Origin of the sequence: Pontibacter sp. HSC-14F20 (genome assembly GCF_019599265.1) — a bacterium.
Classification (GTDB): Bacteria; Bacteroidota; Bacteroidia; order Cytophagales; family Hymenobacteraceae; genus Pontibacter.
In genome coordinates, this window is the sequence record NZ_JAHZTC010000021.1 from 36,216 (window position 1) to 50,155 (window position 13,940).

Annotated in this window: 12 protein-coding genes; all 12 read right to left on the bottom strand. The window is 49.2% G+C overall.

Going from position 1 to position 13,940, the window contains the following annotated elements; genetic code table 11:
- Nucleotides 1–11 precede the first annotated feature (11 nt).
- Nucleotides 12–1,400: a DUF389 domain-containing protein gene (locus K3G39_RS17455; protein WP_220627459.1), complete on the bottom strand. Its 1,389-nt coding sequence runs from the start codon at nucleotides 1,398–1,400 to the stop codon at nucleotides 12–14.
- Nucleotides 1,401–1,454: 54 nt separating this feature from the next.
- Nucleotides 1,455–2,789: a DUF2254 domain-containing protein gene (locus K3G39_RS17460; RefSeq protein ID WP_220627460.1), complete on the bottom strand. Its 1,335-nt coding sequence runs from the start codon at nucleotides 2,787–2,789 to the stop codon at nucleotides 1,455–1,457.
- Nucleotides 2,790–2,902: 113 nt separating this feature from the next.
- A complete protein-coding gene (locus K3G39_RS17465) occupies nucleotides 2,903–3,277 on the bottom strand; it encodes a cyclic nucleotide-binding domain-containing protein (protein ID WP_220627461.1) in 375 nt (124 codons plus the stop codon).
- A gap of 13 nt (nucleotides 3,278–3,290) precedes the next feature.
- On the bottom strand, nucleotides 3,291–4,208 hold the full coding sequence (locus K3G39_RS17470; RefSeq protein ID WP_220627462.1) for a universal stress protein: 918 nt from the start codon (nucleotides 4,206–4,208) through the stop codon (nucleotides 3,291–3,293).
- A 91-nt stretch (nucleotides 4,209–4,299) separates the two neighbouring features.
- A complete protein-coding gene (locus K3G39_RS17475) occupies nucleotides 4,300–5,016 on the bottom strand; it encodes a sulfite exporter TauE/SafE family protein (RefSeq protein ID WP_220627463.1) in 717 nt (238 codons plus the stop codon).
- Nucleotides 5,017–5,020: 4 nt separating this feature from the next.
- A complete protein-coding gene (locus tag K3G39_RS17480) occupies nucleotides 5,021–5,488 on the bottom strand; it encodes a FixH family protein (RefSeq protein ID WP_220627464.1) in 468 nt (155 codons plus the stop codon).
- A gap of 41 nt (nucleotides 5,489–5,529) precedes the next feature.
- The gene (gene ccoG / locus K3G39_RS17485; protein ID WP_220627465.1) at nucleotides 5,530–6,936 is read right to left on the bottom strand and encodes a cytochrome c oxidase accessory protein CcoG; all 1,407 of its coding nucleotides are present in this window, start codon (nucleotides 6,934–6,936) and stop codon (nucleotides 5,530–5,532) included.
- Nucleotides 6,937–7,156: 220 nt separating this feature from the next.
- Nucleotides 7,157–8,353, bottom strand: coding sequence for a c-type cytochrome (locus K3G39_RS17490; protein ID WP_220627466.1), 1,197 nt, complete (start codon nucleotides 8,351–8,353; stop codon nucleotides 7,157–7,159).
- Complete coding sequence (locus K3G39_RS17495) at nucleotides 8,350–8,544, bottom strand: hypothetical protein (protein ID WP_220627467.1); 195 nt, start codon at nucleotides 8,542–8,544, stop codon at nucleotides 8,350–8,352. Before K3G39_RS17495 ends, K3G39_RS17490 begins: the two co-directional genes overlap by 4 nt.
- Nucleotides 8,545–8,634: 90 nt before the next feature.
- Entirely contained in the window at nucleotides 8,635–10,821 is a 2,187-nt protein-coding gene (ccoN, locus tag K3G39_RS17500) for a cytochrome-c oxidase, cbb3-type subunit I (RefSeq protein WP_220627468.1), read from the bottom strand.
- Between the two features lie 144 nt (nucleotides 10,822–10,965).
- A complete protein-coding gene (gene ccoS / locus K3G39_RS17505; RefSeq protein WP_220627469.1) occupies nucleotides 10,966–11,151 on the bottom strand; it encodes a cbb3-type cytochrome oxidase assembly protein CcoS in 186 nt (61 codons plus the stop codon).
- Between the two features lie 131 nt (nucleotides 11,152–11,282).
- Entirely contained in the window at nucleotides 11,283–13,691 is a 2,409-nt protein-coding gene (locus K3G39_RS17510) for a heavy metal translocating P-type ATPase metal-binding domain-containing protein (RefSeq protein WP_220627470.1), read from the bottom strand.
- Nucleotides 13,692–13,940: the final 249 nt, after the last annotated feature.

Genomic DNA, 13,940 nt, shown 5'->3' on the forward strand with positions numbered 1-13,940 from the left:
CATACTGCACTTTATAAGGTAGAGGAAACTCTCACAGAATCGCGGCGGAAGCGGTTGGCCATATACTGTTGTATACGCTGTTCATATTCAGTTACCTTAGCCGGGTCTACAAATACGGCACCGGTACTTTTGGCCGGATTGGCAGCCTGTGGTTTTTTCCAGCCGATCATCACCAGCATAACTGTGTCTAGCTTTGCTTTATTTTCGGCAATCGATACGATCTCTCCCACCTCTACTCTTTCTATTTCAGGGAAGATCAGCTTGAGTTCACGGCTGGCACTGACTGGCGTAAAGGAGTTGGCAAGCCGCATGAGACTGTCGGTCCGTTGACTCTGCATCTTCTGAATCTCGATCGTTCTTAAAAAGTCCTGCGTCAGGTTATTGGTAATGTCAGACGCCATACGACGCACATCCTCTGCTGACACATCGAGCTGCACCAGCTTTACCTGATGATTTGAGAGTGAATTGCTGGCTAACAAGGTGTTGTAATGGGTGATAAGTGTATCGGGCACGGGGTTGCCAACGCTGTAAATCTTGATGGTGTTGAGAGAGTCTGTGTCATTTACTTCCCATTTTATAATTTCATTGTTTCGGCTGGCGAAGTCGCGCACGATCAGGTTCTCAATTTTCTTTTTAGTCTGTACGTTTTTATAGATGTTGTAGAGAAAGTAGGCGCTCGGCGACACCACAATGAAAAGCACCACCGCCATAATGCGCGCCACGCGGAGTTCCGTGGCTTTATCGACGTAGTGCTTGGTGTCAAACTTGAGGTACTTCACGATCAGGAAAGTTGCCAGGCTGATAAAGACGGCGTTGATGAAAAACAGGTAGAAGCCTCCGAAAAAGAAGTCAAAACGCCCCAGCGCAAGCCCGTAACCCGCTGTACACAGCGGTGGCATCAGCGCGGTGGCAATGGCCACACCAGGTATAGCGTTCGATTTATCGGACCTCGAGATAGAGACGATACCTGCCACACCGCCAAAGAAAGCCACCATCACATCGAGCAAGGTTGGTTTGGTACGGGCCAGCAGTTCATTTGTAGGCTCGCCCAGGGGTGTAATCATAAAGTAAAAGGTGCTCACAATTAGACCGGCAGCAGCTGCAATGGACAGGTTCTTGACTGATGCCCAAAGCATTTCGCGGTCGTTGATTCCCACCGCTAAGCCTAATCCCAGGATGGGCGACATAAGCGGTGAGATAAGCATGGCCCCAATAATGACAGCGCCAGAGCCGGTGTCCAAACCGATAGAGGCCAGCATGGCAGAGCAGATCAGCATCCAGGTGTTGTTGCCGCGCACCGGTATTTTATCGTAAATTTCACGAATAGTGCCTGGCTCATCGGTCTCGTGAACAATATTGAGCACACTGTCCAGGGCTTTCTTAATCGAATCAAAAATCATAAACAAGAATTAGCAATTCCTGTAAAAATAACTTTTTCATACCTAAGTCCCCAATTAATTGCTGAGCATAGGCAGTGTTTGGGGCAGCATGCAGGTTTCGTTCAGGGCTTTAATCATATCGTTTATCTTTCCCCGATCTCCTGCATTATGGACGGTTTCATCCGCATCTGCTATGATCAGCTTTGATTCTGAAGTAATTGGCTCCAATCTTTTGGGATGTGACTTTGCTGCCAGGCATAGGTTTTTGAGCAGGTTTAACAGGCGCAGCAAAATAACGGGATCCTCCCTGCCATATACCCTAATTGGCCCTAAACACAGGCTGAGCAATTCTGAAAAGCTAACTTCGTCCAGACGCAGACGCAGCACATTTTCCTTGTCATGAAATATTTTCTCGTCGGTGAGCCGCATCCGGACAATTAAAAGATCAGTCAGATAATCTATTGCTTTTATGGCGGTGCCGGGGTCGTTAATGCTGGGACTAAGTGCCTTCACCGCACTTTCAGTGATTTGCTTAAATCCATAGAGGTAATTTATCTCCGCCATTTCTTCCTGATAGTAACTCACCTGGGTGTTAAGCTCATCGCAAAAAGCCTCCTTATCTTTTAATTGCCCTGCTACCTTGGCAAAGGGCAGGCCTTTAATCACGAAATGGCCGAGTGGCTGCAAAAACTCCAGCACCACATCATGCTCCCTGCAAAGTTCGACGACAGCGTTTTTGTTTACTTTTTGCAGGTAACCGCTTTTGCTGCTGTCGAGTAGTTGCCAGTTGCCGGTTTCAAAAATGGCCGGTAGCTCTTTTCCTTCGTCCTGCTTCAGTTCTTTGCGCAGCTTGTTCAGTGTCAGTTTATAGATATCCTCTAGGATGCTGCCAATTTGGATAGCAGTTGAAATGGAATGAATAAAATACACAAAAAAGGCCAGGCAAAGGATGGTGAAGCACATCGCCATGAACACAGCCAGCCCTGGCAGGTCGGTGTCATAGTGTTCTGAGCGCACATTCACCATCACCACCAAGGTATAGATCAAGGTTCCCAGGAATAAGCCCAGCACTTTCTGGTTTGACTTAGAAGTTATGAGACCCGGAATTACCCGGGGCGAGAAGTTTGCGCTGGCCTGGTTGAGCACCAGCATCACCATTGTAAAACTGAAAACGATCAAGGAGAAAACGCCTGTTGCAATCGAGCTAAGGATCATGTTGGCAGTTTCGCCATGACTGATGATGAAAAAAGGAAGTTTGTCTTCGAGTGCTTTACTGATGCCCCTGGTCTCGAAATAGATCATTACAACCGCAATTCCGAAAAAGAGCAGAGAAATCAATGTCGGATAAAAGCCTATGCTGGTATAGACGAACTGAATAACAAGCTTCAGCCGGCTTATGATTCTCTTCATAAAATTGGGGCGTGATCAAACTGTTTCTGTTTACTGGCAGCTTCGGGTATAGGTTGTAAAAACAAAAAGCCGGTAGCTATGGGCTACCGGCTCCTGATCATAAACTGGTTGAATTATTCGAATGCCATTTTGGTGAGGCTTGCTTCCCAACTCATCATTTTGAGCAAGTATAGCCGCAGCACCGGCGTCTCATGGAGTGCTTTTCGTACTGTTTCCTTCTTTATTTTGATCAATTGTGTTGGTTCCAGCGTAAAGGCCGTGAAACTGTAGGTATCATGCAGCAGGTCAGTGATGCCTAGCAGGAAGTCGGGAGGGGTAACTATCTGGTCATCTATACCTGTCGTGTTATGCGAAACCGCTACGCTACCCTGCGTAACCAGGTATAAATAGGTAACGTCCTCCCCTTGTCTGAAAATGCATTGTCCAGGCTCCAGGTACTCCACCTCTCCCTCGATCATACCTCTGTTTATAAAATCCCTTACTGCCATACCTGAAAGTAAATTATTGGATGGAAGCCTGCAGTTGCACTTGCGCCTGTTTGCTTTTGCAGTTCGCACAACAGCCGGAGCATGGCTTTTTCTTGATCTGCCGGTAAGTCAGCAGCGGTATGCGCGTGTGGAAGGCCAAGGTTTTCATGTAGTTGGTGCTGAATAGGCGCTCCAGCAGGTAGTTGTCCTGCGTGGCCAGTATCAGCAGATCTGCCGAAGCCTCTTCCGAAAACTCACTGATTCCCTCCAGCATATCTTCTTCTTCCAGCAACGTGAAGGCTACTTTCCTTCCCTTCAACTGCTTCTCAAGCTCCAGCATGGCTGCTTTGTAAGCACACAACTCGGATCGTTTCTCTTCACTGTATACTTGTACAAGCGTTAATTTAGCTTTCAGCTGATGCGCCAGATCCGCTATCCGGAAAAGCACCCGTTGGTCCTGGTCTGTGAAGTCAGTTGCAAATACCAGATTCTTCAGCTTTCTATACCTGACATTGGCTGGTAGCACCATAACCGGGCAGGAAACGAGGTCCATGATGACAGCGGCCTGCTCTGCTGCTTCACCCGTTAGGCCTGTGTTGGCGCGTGCCCCAGCATCCATCAACACCAGATCGATCTGATAATCCTGCACGACACTCTGGATGCTATCACGAATCTGACCGGGGCGTACCACACAGTCGAAAGGCGCGGCTACCTGAGCGGCCTTGAATTCGCGGCTAAACACACGTTCGGCAAAAGAGCGAAGCTTCTGAATGCAACTGCTTTGCTGTGTAAAAGTCAGGTCGGCCGTTTTGCAGGCATGGAACAGGTATAGCTCCGCACCCAGCGCCTGGGCCAGCTGCCCGGCATAGTACAGCAGGTCCTCGCCCGTTTCATTCAGATCGAGCGGAACCAGGATGCGTTTAATCTGCGATGGCGTTGTCATAGTAGTCATGGTTAGTATCGTAAAGGTATAGGTATACTGGTCAGGCTGCAGTGAGCTGCATCACCTGAAAAAGTGACTTTTAACAGTACTGCCTTTTGGTTTATTCCGGCTTCGAGCAGCAGCTCATTTCGGTTGTATGCTGTGCCGTATGTACTACTTTGGGGCTCAGGTAAGGTATACCCAGGCCAAGTCCGCGCATAATGAAAAGCACTGCCAGTGCCATGCCCACATAAGGCACAGCCCGGTTAAACATGCCCCGCACCTTTAGGCTGATGAGCTTGCCCGAAAGCGAGACAATATACATAAGCGGGAAAGTACCCAGCCCGAAGAGCGCCATGTATAGCATGGCACCGCCTATACCTGGCGCGCTGATAGCGCCGGCCAGGGCAATGTAAACGAATCCGCAGGGAAGCAGACCGTTGAGCATGCCCACCATGAAAAGTGATCCCATGGAGTTTTTCTGAAAGTAATAGCCGAGTTTTTTGCGTACCCAACCCATTACTTTGTCAGTTCCCAGCATGTTGGAAGCCTTTCCTTTAAAAGCAGCCGGCAAAACCAGCAATAAAAGGATCAGCACACCAGATACAATGGAAACGGTTTGTTGCAGACCCGCCATCTCAAGTGACTGGCCAAAGGCGCCTGCGATTGCGCCCAACGATGCGTAAGTGACGATGCGACCACCATTGTACAGGAGCCGGCCGACGTAGTAACGCCAGCCGGTACTCCCGACAAATGGTAGCGCCATTGCTATAGGGCCGCACATCCCGACACAATGGAAACTGCCTAATAAGCCAAATAAGAATCCTGCCCAGATCATGGCCTTATTTTATTTGAACTGTTTTCTCTGAATAATATGCTTCTGCGCCATCGCTGAAGTTCACACGAACTTTCCAAAGACCTTTTTCCAGGCCCCCCACGTCAATAAGCTGGCTCTTGTCCCGGCCGAGTTGTAAAGGCAACTGCTTGTCCAGTTTGTCGTCCGATGGTCGGAACAGGGTGATCGTGCCGCTCAGGTTTTTATCCTGGTAAGTAGCCGGTACCTGCAGCAGGATGTTGCCTGCTTCCTCGTTGTATTGCAGCATCACATCGCCCAGAGCCTGTGTGCGGCGGACCCGATCGATCTGATCCTGGTAGGCGATCTCCTGGGCGTAATAGTCTTTGCTCACTAGGTCTACATCCTGGTTCATGGCCTGTACCACAAAATAGATGATGTAAGCCATGAAGGAGGCCAGCCCAATGACAATGGCATAAGGCCAGAAGGTAAATTTTTTATTTTTATCAGTTTTCATGATGAATATGCTTGAATGGTTGCTTCTGATATAAGCTGTCTTTACTTGGCAGGGGCCAGAAACTTGGTATCCTGTGTCGTGATGAGCTCATCATCGTGGTACACTCCGATTTCAATTTCGGCGTTCATGCCTGTCAACTGATTTTGCGGTATTTCTGCGAAGAACACCCCATCTGCCTTGCCCTGCGCCGGCAGTACCAGCTCACTGCCCACCATCTGGATTGTTCCATCTGTATTGTGCAGTTTCAGGGTCAGCGGCATATTGGTGTTTGTCTTGTTGATCACCGAGATGTTGTAGAGGTTCTTCACTGTGCCCTGCTCAGTTTTCTGATAGAGTTGTCCTGGAGTGCGCAGTATGGTGGCCTGGGCATCGTCTCTTGTTAGCAGCAGCGTTGTGAGGGCAACCAGAAGGAGCATCAGCACGGCACTGTAACCCATAACACGTGGCGTGAAAAGCTTCCACTGACGGCCTTCTGCAATGGCTTCTTCGGAGTCGTATCGAATAAGGCCTTCCGGCTTGTCGATCATGCGCATGATGTCGTTACAGGCATCAATACAGGCTGTGCAGTTGATACATTCCAGTTGCTGTGCGCCGTTGCGGATGTCTATACCTGTCGGGCAAACCTGCACACACTGGTGACAGTCGATGCAGTCGCCATCGGTACGCTCCTGCCCCTTGCGCAGCTTGCCACGCGGCTCCCCACGACCATAATCATAAGCTACTGTCAGACTTTTCTTGTCGAGCATCACACCCTGTAGTCGGCCATAAGGGCAAACGATTGTACATACCTGCTCACGGAAGTAAGCAAATACCCAGTAGAATACGCCTGTGAAAGCCACCAGAGAGCCAAAGCCGGCCAAATGATTGATAGGGCCTTCTGCAATTATTTTCTTCAGTTCATCTATACCTATTATATAGGCCAGGAACAAGTTGGAGATCAGAAAAGAGATCAACAGGAAAATGGCTGTCTTGGAGCTCTTCTTCAGGATCTTCTCGGTGTTCCATGGCATTTTATTCAATGCCCGTTGCTTGGTATAATCACCCTCAATCAGGTACTCGATGCGGCGGAAGACCATTTCGAGGAAGATAGTCTGCGGACAGACCCAGCCACAAAATAGCCTGCCGTATATCACGGTAAACAGGATGATAAAGACCACCATTGCCAGGAAAGCCAGTACCAGAATAAAGAAGTCCTGAGGCCAGAAGAGGATGCCGAAGATAACGAACTTGCGCTCCACGATGTTGAGCATCAGTAGCGGCAGCCCGTTAATTTTGATGAAAGGCCCTATAAACAGCAGTGTCAGCAAGCCATAGCTTACCCACTTCCTGTAGTCGTAGAGTTTGCCTTTGGGTTTTTTAGGGTATACCCATACCCTTTTTCCATGCTCGTCAATAGTCGAGATGTGATCGCGGAATTCGTCCGGAGCGGTGTGTGATTTAATTGCCATGGCAGTTTAATTTGTGCGGATATTAATCCTGCCTCTAAAGATAAAATTGGTAGCCAGAAACTGCTTTGTGCTGCTCTTTGCTGATACAAAATTCCTTATTTGCGGCTTTTAAAAAGATGACCAATGTCATTCTTACAGGTGATTGTCATCAGTAATACCTTAAAACACAAAAGGCAGACACTCTTTCGAATGCCTGCCTCTCATGTAGGGAGGGTTAAAGTTATTCTTTTTCGCCTTGTGCCTCTTTGGCATTAGGCGGGTTGCTGCCTTGCAATGACAGGATGTAGCTACTCACTTCCAGCATCTGATCTTTGGTCAGTTTGCCCTGCCAAGGCACCATACCTTTGCTTGGTACACCAAATTTCACGGTTTTGAAAATATCGTTCACATCGCCGCCATGTAGCCAATATTCGTCTGTCAGGTTAGGACCAACGGTACCTTCACCGGCCTGGCCGTGGCAGGCTGCGCAGTTCTGTATATAGAGTGCCTTGCCTGACTCCAGTGCAGCAGCATCTGTCAGCACTTCGTATTCAGTCACTGCATTCGGGTCTTCCACGTTCTGGGCGGCAATAAGAGCTGCCTGGGCCATTTCCGTTTCATACTCCTCTAACTGCAGCGCACCGGTGCGGAACACGTGGTAGTGCAGCATATAACCTACAGCAAACACAATGGATGCGTAGAACATATATTTCCACCAGGGCGGCAGGTCGTTATCGTACTCCTGTATACCGTCGAAATCGTGGGTAGAGTGAATTTCATCTTTTGCCTTACCTGTCATAACAGAGGCATCACCACGCATCAGCGCGTATACACGTCCTGAGAAAGTAGACTGGAATTCTTCATCCTTCAGCGAATCGCCCATCATCGGCACGATTAGTCGGAAGAGCATGATCAGCACGATAACAATCAGCAGGATGATCAGACCAACCAGACCGTAGATAAAGTGTACGATTGGTGGCAGATCCATGAAAGCTACATCCTGTACTGCAGCTGGTGCAGCCGCTTCAGCCGTGCTCGTGGCTGCTGGCTCTGCTGCTACGGCAGGTGCTGCGGCGCTGGCTTCTTTTATGTAGGCTATCACGTGGTTGATGTCGTCGTCTGACAGGGATCCCTCAAAAGCCGGCATCGGCATTTTGTTGAACTTCTCGAAAACAGCTACGGCATCCGCATCACCTGACTGAACGAGTTCCTGCGAGTTTTTAATGAACTTATGCAGCCATTCATCACCACGGCGTTCGTGCACATCTTTCAGGGCTGGTCCTACCACATCAGCATCTATGCTGTGGCAGACTGCGCAGTTTCCATCAAAGATAGTCTTGCCCTGCACCGCATCCTGCGCAAACGCCGGGGCGCCCGTCATCAGAACAAAGCCGGCCGCCAGGGCCAGTTGTTTCAGTTTTAGCATGGGAGATTTCATTGTCTGTTCCCTCCTATTGTTTCGTCTTGATCATCATCTGAGCAGGCGAAGCTGCTCATGTTGCTCACATACTTCTTATCCATCAAGGCTACATAGATCAGCAGCCCCAGGAAGAACAAAAAGAAGATAGTAAATGAAATGAGCGGGTATATTTCAATGCCTTCTATGGCTTGTAACACGTTCTTGTACATTGTCTTAGGCTTTTTCGACGTCAGACTTTGTGACAAAGGACTTCCGAGTTGCTCTTCTGTCCTTTGCCATAGAGCCTTATGTCAGGTTTACTATTCTTCTACTTCTTCAGCTTTCACCTTAATGTCGGTACCCAGACGCTGCAGGTAGGCGATCACGGCCACAATTTCGGTTTCAGGACGCACTTCCAGACCTTCTTTAGCCAGGTCGGTGCTAATCTCGCGGGCCTGCTTCATCAGTTCTTCGTTTGCGTTGGCAATGTACTCGTCCTCATAAGGCACGCCCAGTTGCTTCAGCACTTCAAGTTTCTTCTGCGTTGTGGTCAGGTCCACATCCTGCTCAAATAGCCATGGGTATGCCGGCATAATAGAGCCTGGCGACATGGAAGTCGGGTCGAGCATGTGGTGGTAGTGCCAGCTGTGCGGATACTTGCCACCCACTCTGTGCAGATCCGGACCGGTACGCTTGGAGCCCCACAGGAAGTTGTGATCATACACGAACTCACCTGCTTTGGAGTACTCGCCGTAGCGTTCAGTTTCCGATCTGAACGGACGAACCATTTGCGTATGGCAGTTCACACAACCCTCTTTGATGTAGAGGTCACGTCCCTGTAATTCCAGTGAGGTATAAGGCTTCACGCTGGCAATGGTCGGTACGTTGGACTTGATGACGAAGGCAGGTATAAACTCTACCAGACCGCCAATCAGGATGGCTATGGTTGCCCATATCGCCATTTGCATCGGACGTTTTTCGATCCAGCTGTGCCAGTGACCTGCGTTGTGGCTCACTTCTTTCACAATAGGAGGAGCTACTGCAGCCTCGTTTGCCTCCAAAGCACCAGACTTCGCTGTCTTGTACAGGTTATAGATCATCAGGAACACGCCGCTCAGGTATAGCAATCCGCCAACACCACGCAGGTAGTACATCGGAACGATCTGAAGAACAGTCTCCAGGAAGTTAGAATATTGCAGGGTGCCCTCCGGAGTGAACTGTTTCCACATCAGACCCTGGGTGAAACCAGCCCAGTACATAGGTATAGCGTAGAACAGGATACCCAGTGTGCCTAGCCAGAAGTGCGCGTTGGCAAGCTTCTTAGAGTGTAGTTTTGTTTTGTAAAGTCGCGGGAACAACCAGTACAGCATCGCAAAAGTCAGGAAGCCGTTCCAGCCCAGGGCACCTACGTGTACGTGTGCTACGATCCAGTCAGTAAAGTGGGCAATGGCGTTTACGTTCTTCAGCGACAGCATCGGCCCTTCGAAAGTAGCCATACCGTAAGCAGTAATCGCTACTACCATGAACTTCAATACCGGCTCTTCACGCACCTTGTCCCAGGCACCGCGCAATGTTAGCAGACCGTTGATCATACCACCCCAGCTCGGAGCGAGCAGCATGATGGAGAATACAACACCCAGTGACTGTGCCCAGTCAGGCAGTGAGGTATAAAGCAAGTGGTGCGGACCAGCCCAGATATAGATGAAGATCAGTGACCAGAAGTGGATGATAGAAAGTCGGTATGAGTATACCGGACGATTCGCAGCCTTTGGCAGGAAGTAGTACATCAGGCCCAGGAACGGTGTTGTCAGGAAGAATGCAACCGCGTTGTGGCCATACCACCACTGCACCAGCGCATCCTGCACCCCGGCGTAGCCAGAGTAGCTTTTCCACATGGTAACAGGCAGTTCGTAAGAGTTAACAATGTGCAGTACCGCTACAGTCAGGAAAGTGGCAATGTAGAACCAGATGGCTACGTACATGTGCTTTTCACGACGTTTGGCAAGGGTACCGAACATATTCCAGCCGAATACTACCCATATTAATGTAATGGCAATATCGATTGGCCACTCCAGCTCGGCATACTCTTTTGAGGTCGTCATACCCAGTGGAAGCGTGATAACAGCGGCGACAATAATCAGCTGCCAGCCCCAGAAATTCAGTCTACTTAGTACATCGCTGTACATGCGCGACTTACAGAGGCGCTGCAGCGAGTAGTAAACACCCATAAAGATGGCATTACCCACGAAGGCAAAAATTACCGCATTGGTGTGCAGTGGCCTGATACGGCCGAAAGTTGTGTACTGGTTACCCATGTTCACATCGGGGTTGGCAAGCTGGAACGCGATCAGGGTACCGATAATCATACCGGCTACGCCCCAGAACACGGTAGCAATACCAAAGTCGCGAACGATCTTGTTGTCGTAGAAGAAGGATTCTGACCCCCCGGTGTCCTCGCCTACCCGCTTCGGGTTCGGCTCTAAGACGGTTCCTACATTAGTTGACATGTGCGGTGTCCTCCATTGGTTAAGGTGTGTTGTGAATTACTGTTTGTTTGCTTGTTAATCATGTGCAAAATTGATAAATCAGCCTCTCCGAAAAGATGACTAATGTCACTCTTCCAGGTGATTGTCATCAGTAATCAGAGCGACTTACTGCTGTTTCTGGGCTATTTTGTCGTTTTTAGGTGCGCCGCCCACCTCGTTCTCGAAAAGCATGCGAACGGCTGGCGTATAGTCATCGTCGTACTGCCCGGAGCGCACGGCCCACAGAAAAGCGGCCAGAAAAGCAGCTGCTACTAGCACACTGATGGATATGAGAATGAAAATGATATACATGGCGTTTTTTGGTTTAGGAGTGTTGGTGATTGAGTGAGTGAATTAGTGAATTAGCGAATGAGTGATTGAGTGACTGTTAATACATGAGAAAATTATTCACTCATTCGCTCAACCACTAACTCACTCAATTATTAAAGTCCCGCTTTCTTAGCAGCATATCTGACAGAGAGTGTTGCGAAAGTCATCACGCTGAGCGTACTGATCGGCATCAGAATGGCCGACACAATTGGAGTAAAGAGACCCATTACAGCCATGGTGAGGCCCACCACGTTGTAAACCAGCGACACTGCGAAAGTCAGCAGGATCAGCGACATGGTCTTTTTAGAGAAGTTCAGAAAAGTGCTCAGTTTATCGAATGAGTCTGCATCCAGAATAGCGTCGCAGGACGGTGAGAAATTGGTGACGCTGTTGCTCAGGGCTATACCTGCATCACTCTGCTTCAGAGCGCCTGCATCGTTCAGGCCATCTCCCACCATCAGTACCTGGTGTTGGCCCTGCTCTTTCAATTTCTGAATGTACTCCAGTTTCTGAACAGGCGATTGGTTGAAGTTCAATTCGGCTTCGTTGCCCAGCAATTCCCGCAGTCTTGCCGCCTCGTGGTTGTTGTCACCAGAGAGCACTGCAATTTTCTTGTCTTTCAGATCACCCAGCACTTTGTTCAGGCCGTCGCGGTACACATTAAAGAAGGTATAGTAACCCAGCACCACGCCGTCTACAGACACATAAACGGTTGTTTTGAGTGTGTCATTTTGCTTATCAGCAGGTACACCCAGGTATGTGGCTGATCCTACACGCACCAGCATACCGTTTACTTTACCTACCAGTCCTTTGCCGGTAAACTCTTGGAAGCCTATAACCGGAGCCGTGCTGCCCTTCATCGCCTCGCTTATGCGCTGGCTGAGCGGGTGCGTTGAGTGGCGTAGTACTGAAAGTATAGCTTGTGATTGGGCTTGTGAAAGAGCTTTACCTGTGTATGTTACCTCAGCTTCGCTTGGCTCTGTCAGTGTACCGGTTTTGTCAAATACCACGGTGTCAATTTTGGCCAGCCTTTCTACTACGCCTGTGTTTTTGAGGTAGAATTTGTTTCGCCCGAACACACGCATGGTATGGCCATGCACAAAAGGCGTGGCCAGCGACAAGGCACAGGGACAGGCAATGATGAGTACTGACGTAAACGCTTTCATGGCGATGTCCATATCGCGCGGCACCCAGTAAATGAGCGCTCCGGCTGCCACCAGCAGGGTGACAATGATGAAGTATTTGCCCGCAATGTTGGAGTAGGTATGGAGGTACTGTGCTTCGTTTTTGGAGAAGACAGTATCGTTCCAGAGTTGAGTCAGGTAGCCTTGCGACACCTCTTTCACAACTTCCAGCTCGATACTTTCGCCTACCTGGCGGCCACCGGCGTAGATCACCTCGCCTACTACTTTCTCTACCGGCTCCGACTCACCCGACACAAAACTATAGTCGATCATGGCGCGTCCGTGCAGCAGGATGGCATCGGCAGGTATAAGTTCCTGGTTTCTAATCCGGATACGGTCTCCTACCTGAAGGTTTCGTACAGCTGTAGACGATTCCTCGCCGCCCTCTTTCAGCACCGTAATCGATACTGGGAAATAAGAGGTATAATCGCGGTCAAACGCGAGCGTGTCGTAAGTGCGCTGCTGAAAGTATTTACCGATCAACATGAAGAACACCAGACCCGTGAACGAATCCAGGTAGCCGGGTCCGCGGCCGCTCAGGATATCAAAAAGGGAAACAAAAAAGAGCGCCAACAGACCGGTGGAGATCGGCAGGTCGATGTTGACCATCTGCTGCCTGATACCTTCCCAGGCCGAAGTGAAGAATCCACGGGCGCTGTAAAAGAACACAGGTATAGACAGAATGATGCTCAGGTACCCGAAGAAGGAGCCAAAGTTATTATGCAGACCTTGTGTAAAATCCAGGTAATCAGGGAAGGCCAGCAGCATCACGTTGCCGAAAGCAAAACCGGCTATACCTAATTTGTAGATGAGGGCACGGCTCTTTTTGGTGGTTTTCTTGCCGTCTGTATCAGCGAGTGTAATGGCTGGTTCATACCCGATGCGGGTCAGCAACTCTACTACTTCACGTAAAGAGGTCTTTTCGTGAAGGTATGTAAAGGCCACTTCCTTACGCATGAAGTTGACTGTTGTTTCGGCTATACCTGGGTTCAGCTTAAACAGGTTCTCCAGCAGCCAGATACAGGAGCTGCAGTGCATCTGAGGTATGTAAAACGTCAGTTTGCAGATTTTATCGCTACGGAAATTGATCAGTTGGGCCTCTACTCCCGGATCGTCCAGATAGGCAAAGCGGGCTTCTGAAACAGGTTTTGTACCGGTCAGGCCCGGGCTTTCTTCCAGGTTATAGTAAGTACAGAGGTTATTTTCTTCGAGAAGTTCATAAACGGCTTTACACCCATCGCAGCAGAAAGCTTTTTCATGCGCTACAATGGGCTCGTCACCACAGGAATCCCCGCAGTGGTAGCAGTTCTGAATATTGGTTTGGAGTGCGGCTTCCATCACAATTATCCTTTATTAATGTCTGACACAAAGGTAATTGGATGGCAAAGCCTAAAAGATGATGCATGTCACTTTCTGAACTGATAAAGCTCAGTGTATTCTCCGGCCGTCAGCCCGACCTTTGTAACATCAAACAAGATAATATTGGCAGGCGCAGCAGGGCTTCGAGCCTTTGAAGATAAAGTTTAGTGATTAAAGTTTAGTGTTTAGTATAAGGTGATTTTAAGCTTAGAGGAGAGACTGAGCTTC